Source organism: Streptosporangium becharense, assembly GCF_014204985.1.
GTDB classification, from domain to species: Bacteria; Actinomycetota; Actinomycetes; order Streptosporangiales; family Streptosporangiaceae; genus Streptosporangium; species Streptosporangium becharense.
The window spans coordinates 3,298,070-3,320,472 of record NZ_JACHMP010000001.1 but is presented as its reverse complement, the minus strand read 5'-3'; the positions used below and the strand labels follow the sequence as shown (position 1 = coordinate 3,320,472).

Below are 22,403 nucleotides of genomic sequence, written 5' to 3'. Positions count from 1 at the left end.
AGGTGGTCATGATCGGTCTCCGTCCGGTCAGCCGATGGTCCACGGGCGGCGGGCGTCGGCGGCGGCCCTGGCGTCGGCGGCGATCTGCTCGGCGATCCGCCGGTCACCGCGCGACAGCTTCTTGGCGGCCTGCTCGATGGAGCGGGCGGCCTGCTCGGCCTCCTCCGGGCACAGGGTGCGCTCGTCGCCGCCGAGCGTGCCGGACATGTAGGCGAGCAGGTGACCGGCGCCGGTGGAGGTGTTGGCGCCCTTGCGGGTGAGCTTGCCGGCCAGCTCGGCGGTGTAGGTGTAGGAGCGGCTGCCGGTGTTGCGGCCGAAGAACATGCCCATGGTGGGCTCCTTGTCGGATGAGACGGTCGGGACGGTGCGGGCGGCGGCGGGCCGGCCGGACCAGACCTGCCTCAGCCGGTGGATGGCGGCGATGTCGGGCAGGTCCTTGGGGCGGCGGGCGGTCTGTTTCCAGGCCAGGACGTCGCCCAGGCGCATGAAGGGCAGGCCGTCGATGAGGTCGGCGGAGGCGATCAGGTGGTGGGTGTCCCAGCCGGGGGTCCAGCGGTCGGTGAACTCGATCGCTGCGGCCGGGTGGTCGATGAGCCGGCCGTGCCCGGAGGGGGCCGGGCGCGGGGCGCCCAGGCGGGTGACGATGTCCCAGGCGCGGCCGGTGGCCAGGACGTCGAGGTCGCCGAGGTGGGCGCGCAGTCCGCGCACGTACAGGGCGGCCGATCCGCAGATCACATAAGAGCCGGGCGGCAGGGCCAGCCGGGCCAGGGTGGTGAACAGTCCGGCCGGGTCGCTCAGCAGCACCCGCGGCGCCGGCCCGCTCGGGCCGGTGCCGACGGTGGTGGTAGTCGGGTCGGGGCTCATCGGCGTTCACCGGCCGGGGTGGGGGCGGGCCGGTCGAGGAGGTCGCGCAGCAGGTCCTCGTGGGCGGCGAACACGCGTCCGCCGTAGGTCGCCTTCAGGGAGGCGGTCAGGGTGGTGTAGCTGTCGGCGCGCACCCACGCGGCCCGCTTGGCGTCGTCGGCGCCGGTCACGGCGGGCAGGTCGGCGCGGGCGAGGGTCCCCAGGTGGCAGCGGGCGGGCACGGTCACCATCCACGCCTCATCGCTGGCGCGCGGGTCGGGCACGTAGCGGGCCGGGGGCACCTGCCAGTGCGCCTCGCCGAGGTCGAGGCCGGTCTCCTCGGCCAGCTCGCGGACCGCGGCGTCGGCCGGTTCCTCGCCGGGGTCGACCGTGCCGCCGGGGATCGCCCAGCCGTGGCCGTCGCCGCGTTCGACCATGACCAGCCAGCGGTGGCCGTGCTCGTCGGTGGCGGTGACGAGGGCGTCGGCGCAGACCTGCTCGCCCCAGTGGCCGAGTTCGTTGCGGCCGTAGCGGATGCCGGTCGGCGCGCCGGGGCTGACCGGGCGGCCGTCCACCACGGCGAACGGGATCGCGGCGGCGGCCTGGCGGACGGCCCAGTCGATGCGGGTCGGGTCGGTCTCCGGGTCGGCCCAGCCGTCGCGGACACCGGTGGTCAGCACGTCGGGGTGGGTGTAGGTGCGGGTGGTCTGGTTCATGTCGTCTCCGTTTTGGAAGGTCACAGGGGCGAGCCGCCGCGGCGGGGGCGGCGCGGCCGGGCCGGGGCGGACGGGGGGCGGGGGATGCGCACGTCACCGGTGACCGAGCGGGCGTCCACGGTCAGGGCGTTCTCGCCGGTGCCGGCGGCCAGGTCGGCGGGGGCGGTGACGGTGATGTCGCCGGAGGTCGCCGACGCGCTCACCTGGCCGGGTTCGGTGGCGTGCACGGTGATGTCGCCGGAGACGGTCCTCAGCCGGGCCGATCCGCCGAAGTCGCCGATGGTGATGTCACCGGAGGTGGCCGACAGGATGGCGGTCTCGGTGCGGCCCAGGCGGATGTCTCCGGAGATGGTGCGCACCACGGCGCCGTCGGCGAACTCGGCGCGCACGTCGCCGCTGCTGGTGGAGGCGGTGAGCTTGCCGCACGCCTGCGCGGTCAGGTCGCCGGAGACGGAGACGAAGTCGATCCATTCCAGGTCGCCGCGGGTGGTGACGTGCGCGGAGCGGGTGTCGATCCGCAGGGCACAGCCGCGCGGCAGGCGAACCGTGACGCGGACGCCGGGGGTGAGAGCGGCGCTGGAGACGGCGGCGACGTGGTTGCCGGCGCTGAGGATCGTGCCGGAGATGTGGACGGTTCCGCCGGAGACGATGATTCCGGAGGTGGTGGTGCCGGAGACGACGATGCGTCCGCCGCGGGTGCCGGAGATGACGGTCACGCTGTCGTGCTCGGGAGTGGGGACGCCGACCGTCACCACGCGGGCGTCGGCGCTCAGGGTGGCGGCGGCGATGGCGCGGGCGGCGGGGCTGTCGGTCGGGGCGTCGCTGGTCAGGGTGATCTCGGCGCGGTCGACGTCGCCGACGGTGACCTCGATCAGCCCGGAGGGCATGGTCAGGTCGACGACGACGGGGCCGGGCATCGGGGCGGACAGGGTCCGCTCAGTGGTGCTCATGCGGGCCTCCTCGGAGCGGTGGCGACCTCGGCGGACAGGTCGGCGGCGTAGACGGCGCGGCGGCACGAGGTGCAGTAGAAGAGCACCGGGCCGCCGTCGAGGGCGGTGCGGCAGCGCGGGCAGCAGGTGCGAGCGCGGGGCATGCGGATCACCTCCGGGGTCAGAGGCCGGACTGGGAACGGGCGATGGTGCGGCACATCCGGCAGGCGGCCAGGCAGCGGGCGCCGTGGACGGGGCAGCGCTGGATCGGGCGGGCGGTGGCGGTTCCGCAGCGGCGGCAGCCGATGGCGGTGCACGAGCGGGACCCGCAGTCGGGGCAGGAGAAGCGCGCCATGGTCAGGCCACCTCCTGTCCGGGGCCGGTCGCGGCCCGGTGCAGGGCCACCGCGCGGATCTCCGCGGCGGTCAGGCCCGCCCACACGCCCTCGGAGGGGCGGATGGCCAGGGCGTAGGCCAGGCACGCGGTCCGGGCCGGGCAGGTGGCGCAGATCCGCGCGGCGGCGGCCTCCCGCTCCTGCCGGGCCGCATCCTGCTCGGGCTCGAACAGGTCCGGGGTGGTGAACAGCTCGGGGGCGTCGGTGCAGGCCGGGCCGGCGGCGAGCATCGCCCGGCGCAGCTCGCGCCTGCGCTGGATCTGCTCGGCGTAGAGGCGGCGCAGCCAGGAACGGGCGTTCATCGGCGGCACCTGCGGCAGTTCGTCGAGGTGCGCGGGTTGATGCCGCCGCACCGGCACACCCAGGTGCTCGCCGTGCCCGGCGGCAACCAGGGCGACCCGGTCGCGGTCTTCTGGAGGATGGACCCGTAGGTCATGATGAGGTTGCTCCTGTCTCGGAGTAGAGGGGGCGGCCCGTGTCTTGGCGGATGGGGCCGCCCCGTTTTCGTGGGTGGGTCAGCCGAGGCTGCTGGCGAACGTGACGAGCGCGTCGGTCACCGTCATCAGGCCGGTCACGGCGCCCGTGGCGACGGCTGCGGCCTTGTCCGGCTGCCGGACGATGAAGACCAGGGCCAGGGCCATGAGCAGGAACGGCAGGAAGCGGTGGATCTTGGGAGCCGGAAGCATCGTGGTTCCCTTTCGGATCGGAACCTGCTGTACAGGTTCTAAGAGATATGGAACATGTACAGTCGCCAGGAGTCAAGGCTTTGGGCTTGGCTTCTTCTGAGGTTCCGCCGCGCTTGGCCTCGGCCGCTGTGACTGACTCCAGGAAACCGCAGGGCAGAGGGCGTAGGGCAGCGTGATCGTGGGAGTGCCCAGTTGCTTAAGGGGTGATTTTCGGGGGTGATTTATCCCCTGAGCTGGACGAACAAGATCTACGGATTTCGCCGAAGAACTGGTCGAGGGGTCTTGACACGGGTCATCCTGACCTTGACGACATGATCGGAGGTGAGGATGTCCCGGATGCCCAACCTCGCGTTGGTCGAGGCCATGCGCCGGGCCGACTGTTCGAACAAGGGGCTCGCGTCGCGGGTCCAGCTCATTGCGCAGGAGGAGGGCGTGACCCTCCGATGCACGCACGTGGACGTCAAGCGCTGGCTTGACGGAGTCCGGCCGCGTCCCGCGACGGCGAAGTTCATAGCCGAGGCGCTCAGCCGCAAAGCCGGCGTGAGGTTCTCCCTGGAGGACATCGGCATGGGTGCGGTGCTCACGCCGACGACCCTGGAGCAGGGACTTGAGTACGCCGATGCCGTGCCCGGGGTCGGTTCCCGGCTGCTCGGGCTCACCCGCAGGGATCTGGCGGACGATCCGCTCGCCGTAGAGGCTGCCGTGGTGCCCTCCGCATGGACACAGCCGCTTCTGACGTGGTTGCTGTCAAGGCCCGAGCCGCTGTCGGCGGGGAACGGTGTACAGGTCAACGTGGGAGAGTCCGATGTCCGGGCCGTCCGGATGACCACGCAGCTCTTCATGAAACTGGACTTCCAGTTCGGCGGCGGGCACGCTCGCGCGGCCCTGGCGCAGTACTACGTTCGCGACGTGAGCCCGCTCCTGGAAGGGAAGTTCACCGAGTCTGTCGGACGAGAGCTGTTCTCCGCCGCTGCCGAAGTCGCTCAGCTCCTCGGCTGGACTGCCTATGACCTGGGGCGCCACGGTCTTGCCCAGCGCTACATGATCCAGGCGTTACGCCTCGCACAGGCGGCGGGTGACCGCATGCTCGGGGGGCGGTTGCTCGGCAACATGAGCCACCAGGCGAACTACCTGGGAAACTTCCAGCAGGCGATACAACTTGCGAGGGCAGCGCAGGAAGGCTCGAAGGGGGTCGCGAGCGCCACCACCATGGCGAGCTTTCTTGCCATGGAAGCGAGAGCCCAGGCGGGGAACGGCGACGATGCGGCGTGCTCCCGGGCACTGCGCGAGGCGGAAAAGCTCTTCGAAGGCCGGAACGTCGCCGACGACCCCGAGTGGATCAGCTATTTCGATGACGCCGAATTGGCGGGCGAAGGTGCGCACTGTTTCCGGGATCTGCGGAAACCGCGTATCGCGCAAGAATTCGTCGGGAGGTGTCTTGAACTCACCGATCCTGTTTACGCTCGTACTCTCGCATTCATCCGTCTGGTGCAGGCCGCTACGTACGTTCACCAGGGTGAGCCGTGCCAAGCTGCCGTCCTGGCGGCCGAAGCTGTAGAGCTTGCCGGGTCTCTCAAGTCGATGCGCTATCTCCGGTACGTCTCCGATCTCTGCGCAGACCTGAAGGAATACCGCGGAAATCGTGAGATCGAGAGTTTCCGGGAACTGGTGGCCGGCAAGTACCCGTCGATCACTTAGAACGGCGTCCACAGACGTGGCGCCTCATCGTCATGGAGCGAGGCGAAGCGCGTTCTGAACTCCTGGGCGACCCGTTCACTCTCGCTGACGTTCTGCATGAGCCAGGTGGTCATCTTCAGCTCGTTGATTGCGCGGACTACGGGGAAGCCTTCCCAGGTCATGACATCGAATCCGTAGGCGCTGGCGAAGTTCTCGTAATCTTCGGCGGTGTGCCAGCCGATGAGACGTTCCGTCGCAGTGACGGCCAAGTCCGTTTCCGGTGGCCCGAAGGCGAACCGCTCGAAGTCGATAAGCAAGACCGTGCCGTCGAGAGCAACGATCAGGTTCTGCTGGTGAGCATCCCCGTGCACTGCGCATGGAGGCAGGGGGTATCGAAGGTTCGCGTACTTCTCACGCAGGTCGGCGAGACGGACCGCGAGGAACTCGTGATCCCGATCCGAGAGCGCCTCGGTCTTGGCGATGCGTTCGGAAACGCGTCCGAAGATGTCGAACGCGGGTAGAGGCAGCTCGGGAGGGACAGGGAGATGGTGAAGTTGCCGGAGAATCCGGGCAAGGTCTCTCACGCTCGCCTTTCCGCCGTTGTTATCGATCAGGCGCCAGAAGGTGACCGGTCTATCTCTGACCATCAAGGGCTGCCCGTAGTCCGCAGGCTCCGACGCTGGTAGACCTGATTCGCGTAGCCATTCGGCAACGGCAACTTCTTTCGCCGCATCGGGAAGGACTTCGGCGCTACGGGCGATTCTGACGACCACCTTCTCTGTTGAGAGCTGGAATATGGCGTTTTCGCCAAGACGGAGGAGTACCGCGTCTTCTGCGTGGAGGCCGGTTTTCCGGCATGCGGCATCAAGAGTTTTGCGTGCCTCGGAGGCGGTGAAGGGCGGGGGATTGGTTCGCGACTCGTTCAATGGAGCCTGCCAGTTCCTTGGTCGATGCGCGGTATGTCGATTATCAAGAGGATTGGGTGACGATTCGCCCTACCCCTCTCCTGCTTTTAATGATCCCCTCTGCTTCCAACAGGGCTACGGCACGTCTTATGGTAACTCGCGCTACGCCGTACTGCTCAGCGAGTGCTGATTCACCGGGAATGCGGGATTCTTTCGGGAATTCTCCCGCAAGAATGGCTTTCCGGATGGAGTCCGCAACCTCGTCAGTGCGGGTCAACGCGCCCTGTGCGTCGCCCACGAACCAGCCTTTCCCATGAACCGCTGCGATCCGGCCCTCGGCGGCCAGCATCTGAAGCGCCTGACGCGCGGTCCCCTTGGACACTCCATGCTGCTCAGCTAGCGTCGCCTCTCGGGGGAGTTGACTGCCTTGCGCGAGCTTGCCGCTGGCGATGTCCTGACGTAGAGCCGCGGCTACGGTCTCGTATCGGGTCGAGGGGGGGCCGGATTCACCGGGCACGTTACCGACGACGCGTCTGCCCCGACCCATCTCGCTCACTACCAGGCCGAGACGCTCCAGTTCGGCAACCGCCTGGCGGGCGGTGCCTCGGGCAACGCCGTATGTCCGCACAAGGACGGCGTCGGAATCCAGCATGCCGCCCGGAGGCGGGTCGCCGGCCTGAATCCGGGCGCGGAGGTCATCCGCGATTCGGAGGTAGGCGGGCTGATCGTTGCTCTGACTCATCGTCCTCCCTCGCTGAGGAACATTGCCCTCCAGGCTACGACGGTAAGCCCTGGCGTCCATCGCTGGATTGATCAAGCTCCGAGGTTCCCGAATGACCATAGAGGGTGCCCAAGGAGGGCCGGGGCTTACGGACCTGCGTCCGCTGCGGTGACAGCGGTGACACATTCGAGGAAATCGGTCGTTCTCGCAGGTGAGAGCTATGTTCGTGCTGTCATCGGGCTAGGTGACAGTCGTTGACGGCGGTGACACAATCCGGAGCCCCTCCGGTAGCTGTCACCGCTGTCACCACCCGTCAACCAGACGGGTGACACCTTAAAGATGCCGTTGAGCTGCGGAACCTCCTCATTCCGTCGATGCTGTCACCGCTGTCACCGCCAGGGGTACCTGGCGTGGCCGGCGGTGGGTCTGCCGGTCGCCTCCATGGGGTTGGTCGGCTGGGAGGATGGCTACGAGGTCGGCGGCGTAGTCCTCGCGCTGATCGGGGTAGGTCCAGCCGTGCTGACGGCATGGGCTTTCCTGCTCTTATGGCGGCATCGCAAGACCGAGTGGCGCGAGCACGAGCACACGGAACCGGATTAAGCGATCACGGCGAACACTGGGCCTCTCAGATAGCCGTAGAGGGCCGTTCGGGCAGGGGCCGGACCCATCGGATTCGCCGGATTCCGATCACTCCGGAGGGGCTCTGAGCCTTGATCGTGCTGAATGCGTGCTAAGAACCTTGTAGGAAGCGGTATCTTCCCAGGTCAGAGCGTTTTCGTGGCGGGTCTGTAAAACCGTCGGCTCAGCCTACCCAGGTTCGAACCCTGGACCTGCCACCAGCAGCTCAGAGGCCCCACGGGGCCTCTTCTGCGTTTTGGGGACCTGCGGCCGTAGGCCGTCCCGAGCGGCCGTGTGTCGACGGTCGCGCAATATGCGCGCAATGATCTTGGTGGCGTTTCCCAGGCGGGTACGGGCCTTCCGGGCGGTTCGCGAGTGAGAACCGGGCCGCCCGGAACCGGGTCGTGAACGTCGAAGGGACCCGAGGAGCATGCGGGTCACTGCTCGTACGTCATGCGCTTCATGTCGGCGCGTCGCTGATCCGTTGTGGGTGGCTCCCCCCCCTGCCCGTGGACGCACTTGGCGGGGACGCGGTGAAGGACGCCCACGCCACTCTGCCCTCATGCGGCCGGGGAGTGGAGCCAGGCGTGTCGGAGGTCCGCCCTCACGCGGCCGGGGAGTGGAGTCAGGCGTGTCGCAGGGCTCAAGTTGCTTCTGGTGACTTCCAAGCGTGTGGATCTACCTTCCCGTATCGAAAGGAAGATCACGCATCCCTTTGGAGGCTCCTCATGCATGCCGGCGTTCGAGTCCTGCTGAGCGCGACCGCCGCCGCGGTCCTCGTTCTCGGCGGTTCAGCGGCTTCGGCCGACTCACGTCTCAACGAACCCAGTGATCCCACCGTCTGGAAATGGAGCTCGATCCACTCCGTCGACCACGGAGCCCGCGCCTACGGCAAGGTGCTCGTCGGCCAGTCGGCTTTCGAAGTCCATGGAACGCTCTACGACAGCTCCCCTTCCGGCTGCGGGTGGCTGTTGCTGCGTCACCAGAGTTTCCGTGACGGCAAATGGCGGTCGGTGAACCAGCGGAACTGTGCCGACAGGCCGGTGACGTTCCGTAAGGAAGTCGGCGGCCCGCGGCAGATCAAGGCGAAGGTCTGCCGGGGCACGTCCCAGCAGCCGACGGGGCAGTGCTCCGGCTGGCGGACCATCTACGTCAAGGGCAGCTGACACCGCGGCGGGCGAGGGCGGCTTGTGACGTCCATCCGTGACATCCACCTGTGATGTCGCCCTCGTTACGTCGCTCCCCGCAGTGCACGACCGCCCCATGACGCCGCCCCCCGTAGTGCATGACCGCCCCCATGACACCGCCCCCGCGATGTACGGCGACCGCCGGCGGTGACGCGGTCCGACCGCATTCACCTAAGCGGTTGCTTGTTTGGGTGAGTCATGTTGACATGGCGGGATCCGGTGCCGTCCGAGAGGAGCTGCCCGATGGTGCGCTCATGGGTACGAGGGCTTGCCGCAGTGCCGGTGGTGATCACACTCGGCCTGGTCTCGACGATCCCCTCGTACGCGCAACGGGCGGGGCCCACGTGGCAGGCCGTCCAGACGCCGTCCGCCCAGCCGCCTGCCTCCCTGGCCGACGTCGAGGCACAGGGTGTCCGCAGCGCGTGGGCCGTCGGCAGTGAGGGATCTCCGTCGATCCCGCTCATCGTGCACTGGAACGGGCGGCGTTGGGTGAAGCAGCCGTCGCCCGGCTGGCAGGGGACGTTGACGGAGGTCACGACCGCTCCGGACGGCACCTGGGCCTCGGGCGTCGATCAGACCACGGGTGCGGCGAAGCTGTTACGCAGGATCGGGAGCGTGTGGGCTCCGCGCGGCTTCCCCAGGAGCGACGACACGACACTGCGGATCACCGGGTTGTCGGCGCTGCCGGGCGGGCGGCTGTGGCTGTCCGCGACGTACGGCTCGCCGACGACGTCCATGCTGGCCTTCTACGACGGCCGTATCTGGACCGAGACACCGCTCCCTGTGGAGTGCGCGACGGGGTGTGCCGTCCAGCAGGTCGAGGCGCGCGGTCCGGGGGACGCCTGGGCGGTCGGGACGGCCGCGGCGTCGTCGGCCGCAGTGGCGACGGGCATCGCCCTGCGCTGGGACGGCACCGCCTGGACGGCGCGGTTGCCGGACGGGGCGGGCGGCGTCGTGAGCCTGAACGACGTCCACGCGGTTTCTTCCGGTGACGTCTGGGCCGTCGGTCACAAGGTCGTGTTCAACGTTCCCAGGCCGTACTCCGCCACCGTCGTCCTGCACTACGACGGGACCTCCTGGCAGGACGCCGGGGCGCCGGAGGTCGTCGGCTCGGGCGTCTCGCTGGCCGCCGGTGGTGACGGCCTGTGGGTGTCCGTTCAGCTCGGCGCTCCCGGTCTGGCGGGTACGGCCCGGTATCTGCGCCACGCGTCAGGTATGTGGACGGTCGTGAACGGCCCGGCGATCCCCGGCGCGGACGCGGTCACGACCCGGGCGGTCGCCGCCGTGCCCGGCACCTCGGTGACCTGGTCCGTCGGGCACCGGGCATCGGTGGCCGCCCAGACGACCCTCCCGCACATCGAACTGTCGCGGCCCCCGGTTGAGTGAGGCCCTCCCGACTCGCGTACCGCGGGACATGGTGGCCGACGTACTCGACCCATTCCCAGGTGTTTCGCTGCTCGGTGGGCGGCCACGGCCCGGGTGCTTGAGGCCGCGTTCCCTGTGGGCATCGCCGCTGTCGGCCCGCCGCGTGTTCCCCCCCGACCGGGAGACGTGTTCAGGGTTCGGCGCTGTCAACCGGATGTCCTCCCGCCCCGTCTCCTGTGCACCATCTGTCGTAACAGGAGTCGCTTTGCGTATCCGCTCGATTCTCTCGCTCGTCGCCCTGGCCGGCGGCCTGGCCCCGCTCTGCCAGCCGGCGCATGCCGTCGTCTCGAAGCCGCAGCAGGGTGTGATCGTCGCCACCGACATCGTTGACTACCGGTGCACCACCACCGGCGTGGCAGAGAAACAAGATATCAAGGTCAAGGTCGAGCTGATGATGCCGCCCGACGCCACACCGGGTAAGCAGATGACCATCGAATGGCGTGGAGTCTACGTCGACGATACCTCCGCGCTGAAGGCGCCCGCCACGGGACTGGCCGACGGCACCGAACTGTACGCGTACGCGTCCATCAGCGGGTTCCCCGGATTGACCTCCGCCACCGGGGTAGGTGAGATCGACACCCTCAGCGCGGGCCAGACCATCCCCCTGCCGATGACCACGGTCTCCCTGAAGACCACCCCGTCCAGCACGGGCACCGCGACGGTGCGGCCGGCCGCCATCAATTTCGGGACCAGGACCAATGAACCGTCGATCCAGTGCGAGGTGCGGAACCCCACCGCCCTGACGACCTACACCCTCACCGTCGCCTCCGCGGACGACCGGCCCGCCGACTCCGTACCGGTGACCCCGAGTCCACAGCCGAGCGACACGGCCACGGCGTCCGCGGACGACCAGTCACCTGATGATCCCGCACCGGTGACGTCGAGCTCGCGGCCGACCGATGCGGAGGAGGGCGGCAGGGTGATCGAGACACCGTCCGGGGGAGCCGCGACCGGGGGCGGGGGCCAGGCCGGCCCCGACGGGCGAGTGCTCGTACTTACCGGCTTCCTTCTCATCCTCGCCGCCGGCACCGGACTCCTGCTGCGCCGCCGCAGCCCATCCAGGGGATGACCGCTCGGCGTTCACCGTGACGGAATGCCGCGCCGCCCGCGAATTCTCCGCCCCCCGGTTTTACGCGTCAAAGCCGTCCGGCACACTGACTTTCATGACAATCGCCCCCCCAGGAATTGACGAGACCATCCCTCGCCGCGAGGCGTCACCGTTTCGTAGCTCTCCTCATCGACTGCCTGATCTTCCAGATAGCGATCTCGCCGCTCTATCCGTTAACTTTTGAGATCCCCGAGGCATCGGGTGAAGCTCCCTTCTTCGGTTATCTCAACCTGTACGCGGAAAACCCCGATTGGCCGATCGACGTCGCGGTGACGGGCCTTCTCGCCGTCTACTTCTGGTTGCAGCACGCGTTGTGGGGCCAGACGCCCGGTAAGCGGCTCTGCCGCTTGAAGGTGGTCTCCACGGCGACCGGAGAACCACCGAGCCTCCGCAATGCGGGAATTCGCGCCCTTGTCTACCCCGCTCTGATGTTGACGCCGTACTCCGGGGTGCTGATCAACCTGGTCGACGCGCTGTGGATATTCGTCGGTTCGGAACGCCGATGCCTGCACGACGTGGTCGCCGAAACCGTCGTGGTCGACCTCGGCGGCGCCGGAAGGAAAGAACTCGGGGGGCCCGGTTTCCTGTTCGGCCTGGGCGTCATCCTCACCCTCTTCACCGCCCTCGTGCTCATCTACGTGCTGAGGGCGAGGTAGCCGGCCAGACCGGCCGGGGACGTGGCTCCCGCCGGGGATGCTCCGGCTCCGGGGTATTCGCCAGGAGCGAGGGCAGACTGGCTTTGACCTGGTATGCGGCACCCGCAGGCACATGGGGAGACCTTCGAACCGGTCACGCCTCTCATCCGGGTGGCCCACGGTTCGATCACCCATGGCGCGGACTACGACGATCTGTGGCCGGTGTGGCCACAGGACAAGGCCGCTGTCTCCTCCGCACCCGGGCCCAGACCGACCACATGACGAACATGACTGGTGAAGGTGGAAGGGCTACAACCATTCGCCCCGTAAGGCGCGTTGGGAACGGGTGAGAGGAGAACGCATTGAATCATCACGACGGCTTCCGCGAGTTCGTGCTCGCCCGTCAGCAGGCGCTGATGCGGGCCGCTTACCTGCTCACGGGAGATGCTCACCTCGCCGAGGACCTGTTACAGAGCGTCCTGATCAAGGTCGTGGGGCAGTGGCCCAAGCTGTCCAGGAACGGTAATCCGGAGGCCTACACCCGCAAGGCGCTGGTCAACCAGTACATCTCCTGGTGGCGCAGGCCACGCCCCGAACTGTCGAGCGCCGATCCACCGGAACACGGCGCCTCCTACGACGAGGCCGCACTTGACCGGATCATGCTGCGCCAGGCGCTGGCCAAGCTGACGCCCAAACAGCGTGCCGTGATCGTGCTTCGCTTCTGGGAAGACCTCACCGAAACGCAGACAGCCGAGACACTCGGTTGTTCGGTGGGCACCGTCAAGAGTCAGACCCATCACGCGCTGACCCGTCTGCGCACGCTCGCGCCTGAGCTGGCGCACCTGTTGTCCGATCCTGAGATCATGGAGGCAGTCCGATGACGGGGCTACACGATGCGCTGGACGACATCGCCGACGAAGCCCCCTTGGTGAACCTGGCCGACCTGGCCATCGCCGGTCACCGTCGCAGGCGGCGCACCACCCTGACGCTGACCGCGGTCGCGGCGGTCACGGCGCTCGGCGTGGCGACGGCAGCCGTGACACTGCCGGGAGCGAACGGTGACGACAAGGCCACGCCGCGGAACGTGGACACGGTGCCCGACCTGCCCGACGGCAAGGTGGAGTCGCTGAGCCACGCGTATCAGACGCCCTGCAGAGTCGACCCGGAGCTGCGGCAGCCCCTCGACTGCAGCGCCGTCGAGTGGCGGGTGGTCACCGGCACCGGCACGACCTACCGGCTGTCGCAGGCGCTCGTCAGGAACGCCAAGGGGTGGAACGTGCCCGTCGCGATCAGCCGGGACGGGCGCATGCTCGCCTACTACAGCCGCCGGGCACAGGCGCACGTGGTCCGCGACCTGGTGAGCGGTTCCGAGGCGACCTCCTCCGTCACGGTGAAGGAGGAACTGATCGGCGCAGGTTCCATGCTCGTGGTGTCCGACGACGGACGCCACGTGATCTTCGACCCGAGGGAGGGGAGCAAGGATCCCGGGCTGCTGATCGACATGCGGACCGGCAAGAAGGTGCCGGTGCCCGGCAAGTTCGAGGCGATCAGCATCAAGGACGGTGTCGCCGCGCTGGTCCGGTACGTCAGGACCGACCTGTGGCTGATGCCCGTCACCGGTGGGGGCACGCCGGTGCGCTTCGACGGCGTGTTCATCAATTTCAGCGAACTCGCCCCGGACGGCCGCACGATGGCCGCCTTCGAGTTCAAGACGACGCGGAGCGTCGAGAAGCGCACCCTCACCCTTCTCGACGCCAGGACCGGGCGGACCTTGCGGAAGGTCGCCGTCCGCGGCCTGCCGAAGGACGGCGGTGTCTCCGGCGCCTCCCTCTGGGTGAGCGGATCCGAAGTCACGATCATTTACCGAGACACGGAAGTCGGCACCTACGCGGTCGACGTCGACACCGGACAGGCCCGGCAGTTGGCCCGCTACTCTGGCAAGCTCACGCGACTGACCCTGCCCGGGGTCACGAACACCGAATAGCAGCGAAGCGGCAGGATTCCGAGGCGGGCGTTCTTCGAACCGGTCGACGACGGCGGTCGTGCAGGATCAAGGAGCGTCCGCCGGTGACGGTGGTCGTGCGGGTCAGGCGCCGTCCGCCATCGCTCGGGCCAGCGCGTTGGATCCGTCCGGAGTCACCGGTTCGGTCAGGAAGACGGGCCCCTGGGACATGAACCTCGGCTCGGTTCCCCGGTGCTCGTCGGCGGCGTGGACGGTAAAGGGGTGGACCAGATACATGTCGCCGGGCCGGCCTGTCGCGTAGGCGAGCGGACGGTGTGAACTGGCCGCGTCCACCAGCGGCCCGGCCTCGAACGGGTCGAGCGCGCGGCCCGTCAGCACCGCGGCCGCGTCCCGGTGCGAGCCGACCCTGATGCGGGTCGGCGCGTCGTCGGGACCGACGTCCGACAGCAGGACCAGCAGCAGCATCGTCTCCGGCCGCCCGCTGCACAGGTAGCTGCCGTCCGGCTGGGCGGCGTTGGCGTCGATGTGCCATCCCCGGTCGTCGGCGGGGGGCAGGCGCGGGAACCGGACCGGCACCATGCCGAGCGCGCCGCGCGGCGCCCAGCCGCCGGACCCACAGATCTCGTCGAGTGCCCCGGCCAGCCGCCTGCTCCGCATGATCTCTCCGAGCGGACCCTCACCGGTGAGGTCCGCCGCCCACACCACCGGCTCCTTCCACCCGGCCGGATCCTGCGGCGACAGGCCGATCTGTCGCCACAGCAGCGCTCTCGCGGCGTCACCGGTCTCCCGGGGAACGGCCGCTTCCAGTTTGACGAATCCGTCGGCGACGAACCGGTCGACGTCGATGATGCCCATATCCGGCACGTTAGCAGGGCATGTCCACTCATTTATGAAACGGTAATCCGGGTTCGTCGAAGTGGATTGTCCCTATCCGATTCCCGGCCGGTGCGTGGGCGTCTCGAATCACGAAAACGGGTGGAGGTCCGAAGGTGCGGGTGACCGGGAGGATCCCCGGCCGCCGGCCGGGCGGAGCGGCCGGGGGCAGTCGAGGGGTGAAAGGCGAGGGCGAAGGGCCGCGGGGGGCGTGAACCGGTCATCCTTGTCGTATGTCGTTGAACGGGACCGACGCCTACCGTCTTTCGGACATGCCGCCACTCGTGGCCCGTGCGGTCCGGCTCGCCGAGAGACTCGCCTTCCCCTTCTCCTGCCGTCCTGAGCAGGGCCGTCTGTTGCAGACTCTCGCGGGTGGCGTCCCCTCCTCGGTGGCCGAGACGGGAACAGGATGCGGAGTGGGGCTCGCCTGGCTCGTCACCGGCGCGTCGCCGCAGGTCCGCGTCATCAGCGTGGAACGCGACGCCGAGCGCGCGGACGTGATGGCCGACCTCACGTGACCGGTGGCCACCGGGCCGGTCAGCGGTCCGGAAACCGGCGAGTGGATTCTCTGCGGTTTCTCTGCGGCTGGGCGAAGAGCGCCGAGGAGGGCGTCCTCACCGGTTGAGTGCGGCCCAGAGCGTGCCGAACTCCTCGGCGGTCAGGGCGTTGAGACCGAAGTCGTCGGGATAGAGCGGTCCCTCGGCCAGGAAACCGTGCTCGTCCTCGATGTGATCCCAGGAGTATCTGCGGGAAATGCCGTCCGGGCCCAGTTCGGCGTGGCGTACGGGCCAGTATTCCCCGCCGTCGTCGATGACGGTCTCGAACAGCCATACATGGCCGTCGACGTCCATTCCGTGCCAATACATATGCGGCCTGTCGCTCTCGTCGAGCGCCCGGATCGTCGCCACGCGAGGGTTCTGCAGCACGGTGCTCCTTACGGTCGGCAAAAGACGCCGTCAAATGGTCGGCAAAAGACACTGACAAACGACGCGTCGAAAAGGCGCTGTCGGCGAAAGGCAGCGATTTTCCGAGCGTCGCCTTCCGCCGTGTCACGCTTCCCGGTCCGCTCCGGAGTGGAACCCGGCGGCCCTAGTTCGCTCCGGGCGGAGCTCGACGGACCTGCGGCGGGCCCGGCCACCTTCCCGCCGCGTGCGACGGCGGTTCGACGGCGGTTCGACGGCGCCTCGGGTGGGGCGGCGACCTCTCGGCTGCCGACAACAGGATGGCGCACCGGTGCGCGGTCTCAGGACGAGGAGGCCCGATGTGGCTTTCCGTGTCCGTTCGATCGCATAACGTGTTCTTGGTGTCCAGGGTCGTGGCCAGAAGAGGCCGCCGGTCGGTGGCCACCGCCCGGCGGGGGTGCGGTTCCTCCCGCCGGAGGTTTTCGACGTGCGAGAACGAGGAGAGACGTGAGAAGGATCACCGTGGCGCTGGGCCTGGGAGCTGCGGCTCTCGGGCTGGGGCTCGCCGTGGTCGCGACGGGCCCGTCGGCGTCCGGCGCGATCGCGACCTCCCGGAGTGGCGTGATCACGGCCCTGCGGCACGCCTCGGCCGCGGGGCTCGTGGCCGGCGCCGGACCGGTTCACGTGTTCAACCTCTACGGCGCCGAGGAGGGGCGGGCCGACCGCAGGCCCGCCAATCTGGTCCTGTCGGAGTTCAGCTCGATGCGCGACGTCGTCTGGCGGACCTGGGGGCCGCGGCGGGCGGCCGGCAGAGGGCTGCTGAGCGGAACCTGGTGCATGCCGGGTTGTCTCGCCGAACCGTACGCCGCGACGGTCGAGCTCGGCGCCGTCCGGGAGATCGGGGGAAAGAGGTTCTTCACCCGCTTCGCCGCTGACGGTGACTTCCCCCATCCGGAGAGTCCGGCGGACACACTCTCCGGAGCGCTGCCCACGCCGTGAGGGCCGTTGCCCGTGTGGTGAGGACCGCTGTCCGTGCCGTAAGGGCCGTTGCCCGTGTGGTGGAGGTGCGCCGGCGGGGAGCTCGTGCGGCGGGCGGCTGCGATCTCCGGCATTGCGGGAGATGCCCGAGATGCACCTCGCTCCGGGTGCTCGCCGATTGATTTCGCATCCCGCTCCGGAGGCGTGTATGGTTACACCTGTCCGCAAGCGAGAGCGACACGGACAGGCCCCTTTAGCTCAGTCGGCAGAGCGTCTCCATGGTAAGGAGAAGGTCTACGGTTCGATTCCGTAAAGGGGCTCAAAAGCCCAAGGCCCTGACCTGTTGGTTGGGGCCTTCGGCGTGGAGGGCCGGACAGGCTCGTCCAAAAATGCTCAAGGTTCCCGACCGCGAACGGGCATAATGGGGTGACCCGGAAGCGATCGCCCCGACCTGCGCAAGTACGCAGGCACTCTGCGGGTCGGGTATCCTTGCGAGGTCGGTCGATTTCGTCGGCCTCAAGGCGGAGTAGCTCAGTCAGGCAGAGCAAACGGCTCATAATCGTTGTGTCGCCGGTTCAAGTCCGGCCTCCGCTACTACCCACCGGGTCCTCTCCTCAAGGGAGGACCTACGTGTGGGTTGTCCACTGTCCCGAACGTAGAAAGGCACTCCCAAGTGGCTGCCACCGACGTTAGGCCGAAGATCACGCTGGCCTGCCAGGAGTGCAAGCACCGCAACTACATCACGCGGAAGAACCGGCGCAACGACCCGGATCGGCTTGAGCTGAAGAAGTACTGCCCGAACTGCAAGACGCACCAGGCGCACCGCGAGACCCGCTAGTTCTCGCGCGGCCTCCCGCTCGTACGGGAGATGAGTGCCTCGACGGCACGCTCGAACTCGACGACAACCGGCGTCCCCGAACGAGGGGGCGCCGGTTTGTCGTATCCGCGCTCCTGTCGTATCCGCACAGCTTTTCCTCGGGGGCGTTGCCCCTGATCGACAGCCGATGCGGGGGCGGGTCGGGCTACGGTTTCCTGGTGGCCCGCCGGGGCCACGTTATGGAATCTTATTCTGTCACTGTCGGCCCAACCACAGGTGCCGGCCTCATCAGCTCGGTATCCGCAAAGGAGCACGATGGCTCTGAACCGTGATTTCGTCGGGCGGGCGTCCGCGCCTTCCGCGCCTTACGAGGTCAGTCGCGTGAAGATCAAGGAGTTCGCGGCGGCGATCGGCGATGACAACCCGCTCTACCGGGACAGGGAGGCCGCGCAAGCGGCCGGGTACCCCGACGTGATCGCACCGCCCACGTTCCCGATCGTGTTCAGCCTCGCCGGCGGGTCGATCCTGGGAGACCCCGAGCTGGGGCTGAACTTCGCCATGGTGGTCCACGGAGAGCAGCGTTTCGAGTATCACCGGCCGATCCACGCCGGAGACGAGCTTGTCTGCGTCTCCACCGTGACCGACATCCGCAGCGTCGGCCGCAACGAGCTGATCACGGTCAAGAGCGACGTCGCGACCGTCGACGGCGAGCCCGTGTGCACGACCTACAACACCATCGTCGAGCGTGGAGGAGCGAGCTGAGATGGCCGCGACGGTCAAGTACGACGAGGTCGAGGCGGGGCAGGAGATCCCGTCGGTCGACTATCCGGTGCGCCGCGTCAACCTGGTGATGTACGCGGGGGCGTCCGGCGACTTCAACCCCATCCACTGGAACGAGCGGTTCGCCAAGACCGTCGGCCTGCCCGACGTCATCGCGCACGGCATGTTCACCATGGCCCAGGCCGGCCGGTTCGTCACCGACTGGGCCGGAGACCCGGGCGCGGTCGTCGACTACGGGGTGCGGTTCTCCTCCATGGTGGTCGTCCCGGACGACGACCAGGGTGCCGTGATCACGGTCAGCGGCGTCGTCGAGCAGAAGCTGGAGGACAAGCGTGTGGTGGTCGCGCTGACCGCCAAGTCCGCTGACTCCCGGGTGCTCTCCAAGGCCCGCGCGGTGGTTCAGCTGTCGTAGGCGCGTGCCCCGGTGAACGGGCCGTTCTCCGCTGGCGGGAGGCCCGGCGGACCTTCCGTTCTCCGTAGGCGTGTGCCCCGGCGGACCTTCCGTTCTCCGTAGGCGTGTGCCCCGGCGGACCTGCCGTCCTCCGGTGGGGGGACCACTGGAGGACGAGTCGCAGGGCCCGGGGCGGCGAGTTCCCAGGGTCGGGGGCGGCGAGTTCCCAGGGCCCGGGGACGGCGAGTTCCCGGGGTCGGGCCGAGGCGGCTCCGGGCGGGATCCGGCGTGGTGGTGGGCCGGAGACTGATCCCCCTGTCCGTGGGTAGCGTCCCGGCATGAGCGAAGCACCACCTCACGTGACGACCCTCGCCGAGCGGTGGATCGAGGCACGGGCTCGGCGCGACGCCGCCGCCGCCGATGCCCTGCGTGACGAGCTCGCCGCCGAGGGCTGGCGCGTCCGTGACGCCGCGGGCGGGTTCGAGCTCGTCGCCGCCGCACCCTTCACCGTCTGGCCCACGGTCGGCTCCATCCCCGACGCGGCCGAAGGTCGTATCGCCGGACACCCCGCCGCACCGGAATCCGCCGCCGGACACCCCGTATCGCCGGAATCCGCCGCTGGAGATTCCGCCTCGCCGGAGTCGGCCACCGAGCACTCCGCCTCGCCGGAGCCGGCTGCCGGACGCCCCACCCCACCGGAGCCGGGCACCGGACGCGCCGGCCTCGACCGGGATGCCCCGATCCCCGACCGGGACGCTTCGGCCGACGAGAGGCATGTCGAGGCGGCGGCGGAGCCGGGGCGGCGTCCCGAAGGACTCGACGCCGTGGACGCCGAGCGGGTCGCCGACAAGGAGGCCGCTCCCGAGCAGAAGCCCGAGGGAGCCGAACTGGTCGGCAGGGTGGACGACCTCGAAGGCCACCCCGAGCGGACGGTCTCCTCCCAGCTGTTGTGGGACGCGAGCCTGTCCGTCTCCCGGCTGGACGAGTCGATCACCCCTCCGGCGGTGGCGGAGCGTCCCCGGTCCGTGCGGCCGACCGTGACGGTCGCGCTCCTGGTCGACGGCTGGCCCGACGACCTGCGGGAGTGCGTACGCGCCTTGGTGGCCCGTACCGATGCCAAGATCATGGCTCTGGACCTGGGGGACGTGGACGGCGCGGGCAGGGCACTGCACGAGCTGGCGGAGGAGTTCCCGCGCCGGGTGGAGGCGTGGCACGTGGCCGAGACCCCGCACTGGAGGGGCGGCACCGCGGAATGGGGGGAGAGCCGGGACAAGCTCCTGTCCCTCGACACCTCGGACGTGCACGTCGTGATGGAGACCTCGACGATCCTGGAGGGCGACGCGATCACTCCGCTGCTCGACGCGCTCGGCGACGACGACGTGGTCGCCGCGGGTTGGAAGGGTGTGAACCCGCGTGCCGACGGTCAGGAGTGGGGGGACGCCGAACCCGGGGAGGTCCGCGGGCTGCTCGGTGACCTGCTCGCGGTCAGGCGTGACGCCGCGCTCGCCGCGGGCGGTTTCCCCACCGGCGCGCGCTACTACCGCAACGCCGACCTGGAGTTCTCGCTCGCCCTGCCCGGCACGCTCATCGCCCTCGGCAGGGATCTGCCGGTCCGCCAGGAGCGGCACCGCGGCTACCACGACGTCGACCCCGGCTACCGGGACACCGAGTCCCGCCGGACCTACGACCGGGTGCTGAGGCTGCTGCGTACCCCGTAGCGGCCGGTGGTGCGCGGAGAGTCCGCGGCCCGGTCGCGGACCGGACATCCCGTAGCCCATAGGCTGGTCGCGGATTCGGCCGGGGTTGTGGGGAAGTGCATGACTGAGCGGATGGCAGGGGTACGGCTGGCGCCGTACACGACGTTGGGGCTGGGCGGTCCGGCCGGGGCGTTCGTGGAGGCCGGGTCGCCTGAGGAGATCGTCGAGCTGGTGGCGGAGGCGGACCGGGCGGGCGAACCGGTGCTCGTGCTCGGTGGCGGCAGCAACCTGGTCGTCTCCGACGACGGGTTCGACGGGCTGGTCGTGCGCGTGGCCTCGCGCGGTGTCGAGGTCGACGGCGACCGGGTCACCGCCCAGGCGGGTGAGGACTGGGACGCCCTGGTGGAGCGCGTGGTCGCCGAAGGGCGGTCGGGCGTCGAATGCCTGTCCGGGATTCCGGGTCTGGTGGGCTCGACCCCCATCCAGAACGTCGGCGCCTACGGCCAGGACGTGTCACAGACGATCACCGGTGTCCGCGTCTACGACCGGCGCGCCGGGGAGGTCAGGGATCTGGACGCGCGCGAGTGCGGCTTCGCGTACCGGCACAGCGCGTTCAAGGCGGACCCGGGACGTCACGTCGTGCTGGCGGTCACCTACGAGCTGCCCCCCGGCGGGCTGTCCGGCCCCGTCGCCTACCGGGAGCTGGCCGCCCGGCTCGGCGTCGGCCTGGGCGAACGGGTGCCGCTGGGCCTGGCCCGTGCGGCGGTGCTGGAGCTGCGCCGGGGCAAGGGGATGGTCCTCGACGCGGCCGACCCGGACACGCGCAGCGCGGGGTCGTTCTTCACCAACCCCGTCCTGAGCGTGGACGAGGCCGCCGAGTTGGAGCGGCGGGCCCCCGGGTTCCCGCGCTGGGACATGCCGGGCGGTGCTCTCAAGGTTCCGGCCGCGTGGTTGATCGAGAACGCCGGGTTCCCGAAGGGTTACCGGCGCGGTCCGGCGCGCATCTCCACCAAGCACACCCTCGCCATGACGAACCCCGAGTTGTCGGCCACCACCGCCGACCTGCTCGACCTGGCCAGGGAGGTGCGGGACGGCGTGCTGGAGAAGTTCGGGGTCACCCTCGTCAACGAACCGGTGATGGTCGGCACCCGGCTCTGATCCGCGTGTCCCGGGTGTCGTCCGTCCCCGGCCCGCGTGTCCGGGCTGTCGTCCGTCCCTGATCCGCGTACCCCGAGTGCCGTCCCCGATCCGCGTGTCCCGAGTGCCGTCCCCGACCTGCGTACCCCGGGGAATCGGATGCGCGGTCGGGCTGTTAAGGTCTGATGGAAACACCCGAGGGGGAGTAGTCCCAATCGCGTGATCGACATACTGGCGCCGGTGGCGCCCGGTCGCGCGGGCCTCGGATCGGCGCCTCCAGCGCGGTCCGCGGCGGACGAGACCTTCGGCCTGGCGGTCATTTGTCGATGCTGCCGGGCCGGAGACGTGCCCGAGACTCCCCGGGTGCCCGCTTCAGCCCGGCCGCGTGTGCGCGGGAAGGGCGACCTCGTTGGAAGCGTTCTGGATCAGTCTTGTCGTGATCTTCGTTGCCGAGCTGGGTGACAAGAGCCAGCTCATGGCGATGACGTTCGCGACCCGGTTCAAGCCGTGGCCGGTCCTGGCCGGCATAACCCTGGCCACCACGGTGGTGCACCTGGTCAGCGTGGGCCTCGGCGGGCTGGCCGGTGATCTCCTCCCCACGACGGCGATCACGGTCGTCGCGGGTCTGGCGTTCCTCGGGTTCGCCGTGTGGACGCTGCGCGGGGACGAGCTGACCGAGGAGGAGGCCGGCAAGGCGCGGCGTACCGCCCGGTCGGCGCTCATCGCCGTCACCGTCGCCTTCTTCCTGGCCGAGCTGGGTGACAAGACCATGCTCGCCACCATCACGCTCGCCACCCAGCATGACTGGGTCGGCACCTGGATCGGCTCGACGGTGGGCATGGTCGCCGCGGACGCCCTGGCCATCGTGGTCGGCCGCATGCTCGGCAAGCACCTGCCGGAGAGGATCATCCGGTACGGCGCCGCCGCCGCCTTCGCGGTCTTCGGCGTGGCGCTCCTGGTCGAGCCCCTGTTCGCCTGACCGCGGCCGGCCTTCACCCCCCGCGTCCCGGCACCTCGTCGC

At 69.2% G+C, this 22,403-nt stretch carries 26 protein-coding genes and 2 tRNA genes; 17 read left to right on the top strand and 11 right to left on the bottom strand.

The features are described 5' to 3' along the window. Nucleotides 1-27: 27 nt before the first annotated feature. The 7 genes from F4562_RS14310 to F4562_RS14280 all read right to left on the bottom strand — a co-directional run bounded on the left by F4562_RS14310 (nucleotide 28) and on the right by F4562_RS14280 (nucleotide 3,568). Nucleotides 28-864, bottom strand: a complete 837-nt coding sequence (locus F4562_RS14310; RefSeq protein ID WP_184537769.1) for a DUF7739 domain-containing protein — start codon at nucleotides 862-864, stop codon at nucleotides 28-30. Continuing rightward, entirely contained in the window at nucleotides 861-1,559 is a 699-nt protein-coding gene (locus F4562_RS14305) for an NUDIX domain-containing protein (RefSeq protein WP_184537771.1), read from the bottom strand. The genes F4562_RS14310 and F4562_RS14305 overlap by 4 nt, the downstream gene beginning before the upstream one ends. Nucleotides 1,560-1,579: 20 nt before the next feature. Beyond that, nucleotides 1,580-2,509 carry a DUF4097 family beta strand repeat-containing protein gene (locus F4562_RS14300; protein ID WP_184537773.1) on the bottom strand — a complete coding sequence of 310 codons (930 nt, stop codon included), beginning with the start codon at nucleotides 2,507-2,509 and terminating at the stop codon, nucleotides 1,580-1,582. Further along, nucleotides 2,506-2,652 (bottom strand): hypothetical protein, encoded by a 147-nt coding sequence (locus tag F4562_RS14295; RefSeq protein WP_184537775.1) that lies wholly within the window; start codon nucleotides 2,650-2,652, stop codon nucleotides 2,506-2,508. The genes F4562_RS14300 and F4562_RS14295 overlap by 4 nt, the downstream gene beginning before the upstream one ends. 17 nt (nucleotides 2,653-2,669) lie before the next feature. Beyond that, entirely contained in the window at nucleotides 2,670-2,843 is a 174-nt protein-coding gene (locus F4562_RS14290) for a hypothetical protein (RefSeq protein ID WP_184537777.1), read from the bottom strand. A 2-nt stretch (nucleotides 2,844-2,845) separates the two neighbouring features. Next, nucleotides 2,846-3,235 carry a WhiB family transcriptional regulator gene (locus F4562_RS14285; RefSeq protein WP_221206103.1) on the bottom strand — a complete coding sequence of 130 codons (390 nt, stop codon included), beginning with the start codon at nucleotides 3,233-3,235 and terminating at the stop codon, nucleotides 2,846-2,848. A 162-nt stretch (nucleotides 3,236-3,397) separates the two neighbouring features. After that, complete coding sequence (locus F4562_RS14280) at nucleotides 3,398-3,568, bottom strand: hypothetical protein (protein ID WP_184537779.1); 171 nt, start codon at nucleotides 3,566-3,568, stop codon at nucleotides 3,398-3,400. Nucleotides 3,569-3,904: 336 nt separating this feature from the next. Here F4562_RS14280 and F4562_RS14275 point away from each other — a divergent pair, with 336 nt between their 5' ends. Further along, nucleotides 3,905-5,266, top strand: a complete 1,362-nt coding sequence (locus tag F4562_RS14275; RefSeq protein ID WP_184537782.1) for an NsdA family TPR-like regulatory protein — start codon at nucleotides 3,905-3,907, stop codon at nucleotides 5,264-5,266. Here F4562_RS14275 and F4562_RS14270 read toward each other — a convergent pair. Both F4562_RS14270 and F4562_RS14265 read right to left on the bottom strand, forming a co-directional pair. After that, the gene (locus F4562_RS14270; protein WP_184537784.1) at nucleotides 5,263-6,171 is read right to left on the bottom strand and encodes a phosphotransferase family protein; all 909 of its coding nucleotides are present in this window, start codon (nucleotides 6,169-6,171) and stop codon (nucleotides 5,263-5,265) included. The genes F4562_RS14275 and F4562_RS14270 overlap by 4 nt on opposite strands. Nucleotides 6,172-6,214: 43 nt before the next feature. After that, the gene (locus F4562_RS14265; protein ID WP_246473432.1) at nucleotides 6,215-6,892 is read right to left on the bottom strand and encodes a GntR family transcriptional regulator; all 678 of its coding nucleotides are present in this window, start codon (nucleotides 6,890-6,892) and stop codon (nucleotides 6,215-6,217) included. A gap of 1,325 nt (nucleotides 6,893-8,217) precedes the next feature. Between F4562_RS14265 and F4562_RS14260 the strand changes: the two genes are divergently transcribed. The 6 genes from F4562_RS14260 (at nucleotide 8,218) to F4562_RS14235 (ending at nucleotide 13,828) form a co-directional block, all read left to right on the top strand. Further along, nucleotides 8,218-8,655 (top strand): hypothetical protein, encoded by a 438-nt coding sequence (locus F4562_RS14260; RefSeq protein ID WP_184537788.1) that lies wholly within the window; start codon nucleotides 8,218-8,220, stop codon nucleotides 8,653-8,655. 264 nt (nucleotides 8,656-8,919) lie between these two features. Continuing rightward, nucleotides 8,920-10,062 carry a hypothetical protein gene (locus F4562_RS14255; protein WP_184537790.1) on the top strand — a complete coding sequence of 381 codons (1,143 nt, stop codon included), beginning with the start codon at nucleotides 8,920-8,922 and terminating at the stop codon, nucleotides 10,060-10,062. Between the two features lie 244 nt (nucleotides 10,063-10,306). Beyond that, on the top strand, nucleotides 10,307-11,170 hold the full coding sequence (locus F4562_RS14250) for a hypothetical protein (protein ID WP_184537792.1): 864 nt from the start codon (nucleotides 10,307-10,309) through the stop codon (nucleotides 11,168-11,170). 116 nt (nucleotides 11,171-11,286) lie between these two features. Continuing rightward, on the top strand, nucleotides 11,287-11,865 hold the full coding sequence (locus F4562_RS14245) for an RDD family protein (RefSeq protein ID WP_184537794.1): 579 nt from the start codon (nucleotides 11,287-11,289) through the stop codon (nucleotides 11,863-11,865). Between the two features lie 341 nt (nucleotides 11,866-12,206). Further along, nucleotides 12,207-12,725, top strand: coding sequence for a SigE family RNA polymerase sigma factor (locus F4562_RS14240; RefSeq protein WP_184537796.1), 519 nt, complete (start codon nucleotides 12,207-12,209; stop codon nucleotides 12,723-12,725). After that, the gene (locus tag F4562_RS14235; protein ID WP_184537798.1) at nucleotides 12,722-13,828 is read left to right on the top strand and encodes a hypothetical protein; all 1,107 of its coding nucleotides are present in this window, start codon (nucleotides 12,722-12,724) and stop codon (nucleotides 13,826-13,828) included. The genes F4562_RS14240 and F4562_RS14235 overlap by 4 nt, the downstream gene beginning before the upstream one ends. A 102-nt stretch (nucleotides 13,829-13,930) precedes the next feature. On the opposite strand, the gene F4562_RS14230 is transcribed toward F4562_RS14235, so the two are convergent. Continuing rightward, nucleotides 13,931-14,662: a phytanoyl-CoA dioxygenase family protein gene (locus F4562_RS14230; protein ID WP_221206104.1), complete on the bottom strand. Its 732-nt coding sequence runs from the start codon at nucleotides 14,660-14,662 to the stop codon at nucleotides 13,931-13,933. Nucleotides 14,663-14,913: 251 nt separating this feature from the next. On the opposite strand from F4562_RS14230, the gene F4562_RS14225 reads away from it, so the two are divergent. Continuing rightward, nucleotides 14,914-15,198, top strand: coding sequence for an O-methyltransferase (locus F4562_RS14225; protein ID WP_184537800.1), 285 nt, complete (start codon nucleotides 14,914-14,916; stop codon nucleotides 15,196-15,198). A 96-nt stretch (nucleotides 15,199-15,294) separates the two neighbouring features. Here the strand turns inward: F4562_RS14225 and F4562_RS14220 are convergent, their stop codons facing one another. After that, complete coding sequence (locus F4562_RS14220; RefSeq protein WP_184537802.1) at nucleotides 15,295-15,606, bottom strand: hypothetical protein; 312 nt, start codon at nucleotides 15,604-15,606, stop codon at nucleotides 15,295-15,297. Between the two features lie 483 nt (nucleotides 15,607-16,089). Here F4562_RS14220 and F4562_RS14215 point away from each other — a divergent pair, with 483 nt between their 5' ends. The 9 genes from F4562_RS14215 to F4562_RS14175 all read left to right on the top strand — a co-directional run bounded on the left by F4562_RS14215 (nucleotide 16,090) and on the right by F4562_RS14175 (nucleotide 22,361). Continuing rightward, on the top strand, nucleotides 16,090-16,581 hold the full coding sequence (locus F4562_RS14215) for a hypothetical protein (RefSeq protein WP_184537804.1): 492 nt from the start codon (nucleotides 16,090-16,092) through the stop codon (nucleotides 16,579-16,581). A 226-nt stretch (nucleotides 16,582-16,807) separates the two neighbouring features. Beyond that, nucleotides 16,808-16,880, top strand: a tRNA-Thr gene (locus tag F4562_RS14210). Between the two features lie 200 nt (nucleotides 16,881-17,080). Then, a tRNA-Met gene (locus tag F4562_RS14205) sits at nucleotides 17,081-17,154 on the top strand. Between the two features lie 79 nt (nucleotides 17,155-17,233). After that, on the top strand, nucleotides 17,234-17,398 hold the full coding sequence (gene rpmG, locus F4562_RS14200) for a 50S ribosomal protein L33 (protein ID WP_030921771.1): 165 nt from the start codon (nucleotides 17,234-17,236) through the stop codon (nucleotides 17,396-17,398). A 294-nt stretch (nucleotides 17,399-17,692) separates the two neighbouring features. Beyond that, on the top strand, nucleotides 17,693-18,139 hold the full coding sequence (locus F4562_RS14195) for a MaoC family dehydratase N-terminal domain-containing protein (protein WP_184537806.1): 447 nt from the start codon (nucleotides 17,693-17,695) through the stop codon (nucleotides 18,137-18,139). Between the two features lies 1 nt (nucleotide 18,140). Beyond that, entirely contained in the window at nucleotides 18,141-18,569 is a 429-nt protein-coding gene (locus F4562_RS14190; protein WP_184539500.1) for a MaoC family dehydratase, read from the top strand. Between the two features lie 317 nt (nucleotides 18,570-18,886). After that, nucleotides 18,887-20,266: a glycosyltransferase family 2 protein gene (locus F4562_RS14185; protein ID WP_184537808.1), complete on the top strand. Its 1,380-nt coding sequence runs from the start codon at nucleotides 18,887-18,889 to the stop codon at nucleotides 20,264-20,266. 99 nt (nucleotides 20,267-20,365) lie between these two features. After that, complete coding sequence (locus F4562_RS14180; RefSeq protein WP_184537810.1) at nucleotides 20,366-21,403, top strand: UDP-N-acetylmuramate dehydrogenase; 1,038 nt, start codon at nucleotides 20,366-20,368, stop codon at nucleotides 21,401-21,403. A 388-nt stretch (nucleotides 21,404-21,791) separates the two neighbouring features. Beyond that, nucleotides 21,792-22,361, top strand: coding sequence for a TMEM165/GDT1 family protein (locus tag F4562_RS14175; protein ID WP_184537812.1), 570 nt, complete (start codon nucleotides 21,792-21,794; stop codon nucleotides 22,359-22,361). The last annotated feature ends 42 nt before the right edge of the window (nucleotides 22,362-22,403 follow it).

Coding starts and splice junctions, on each gene's coding strand:
- F4562_RS14305 (WP_184537771.1), bottom strand. CDS start 1,559: ATGAACCAGACCACCCGCACCTACACCCACCCCGACGTGCTGACCACC.
- F4562_RS14185 (WP_184537808.1), top strand. CDS start 18,887: ATGAGCGAAGCACCACCTCACGTGACGACCCTCGCCGAGCGGTGGATC.
- F4562_RS14255 (WP_184537790.1), top strand. CDS start 8,920: ATGGTGCGCTCATGGGTACGAGGGCTTGCCGCAGTGCCGGTGGTGATC.
- F4562_RS14190 (WP_184539500.1), top strand. CDS start 18,141: ATGGCCGCGACGGTCAAGTACGACGAGGTCGAGGCGGGGCAGGAGATC.
- F4562_RS14235 (WP_184537798.1), top strand. CDS start 12,722: ATGACGGGGCTACACGATGCGCTGGACGACATCGCCGACGAAGCCCCC.
- F4562_RS14280 (WP_184537779.1), bottom strand. CDS start 3,568: ATGCTTCCGGCTCCCAAGATCCACCGCTTCCTGCCGTTCCTGCTCATG.
- F4562_RS14230 (WP_221206104.1), bottom strand. CDS start 14,662: ATGGGCATCATCGACGTCGACCGGTTCGTCGCCGACGGATTCGTCAAA.
- F4562_RS14290 (WP_184537777.1), bottom strand. CDS start 2,843: ATGGCGCGCTTCTCCTGCCCCGACTGCGGGTCCCGCTCGTGCACCGCC.
- F4562_RS14310 (WP_184537769.1), bottom strand. CDS start 864: ATGAGCCCCGACCCGACTACCACCACCGTCGGCACCGGCCCGAGCGGG.
- F4562_RS14275 (WP_184537782.1), top strand. CDS start 3,905: ATGCCCAACCTCGCGTTGGTCGAGGCCATGCGCCGGGCCGACTGTTCG.
- F4562_RS14225 (WP_184537800.1), top strand. CDS start 14,914: ATGTCGTTGAACGGGACCGACGCCTACCGTCTTTCGGACATGCCGCCA.
- F4562_RS14180 (WP_184537810.1), top strand. CDS start 20,366: ATGACTGAGCGGATGGCAGGGGTACGGCTGGCGCCGTACACGACGTTG.
- F4562_RS14300 (WP_184537773.1), bottom strand. CDS start 2,509: ATGAGCACCACTGAGCGGACCCTGTCCGCCCCGATGCCCGGCCCCGTC.
- F4562_RS14265 (WP_246473432.1), bottom strand. CDS start 6,892: ATGAGTCAGAGCAACGATCAGCCCGCCTACCTCCGAATCGCGGATGAC.
- F4562_RS14295 (WP_184537775.1), bottom strand. CDS start 2,652: ATGCCCCGCGCTCGCACCTGCTGCCCGCGCTGCCGCACCGCCCTCGAC.
- F4562_RS14195 (WP_184537806.1), top strand. CDS start 17,693: ATGGCTCTGAACCGTGATTTCGTCGGGCGGGCGTCCGCGCCTTCCGCG.
- F4562_RS14260 (WP_184537788.1), top strand. CDS start 8,218: ATGCATGCCGGCGTTCGAGTCCTGCTGAGCGCGACCGCCGCCGCGGTC.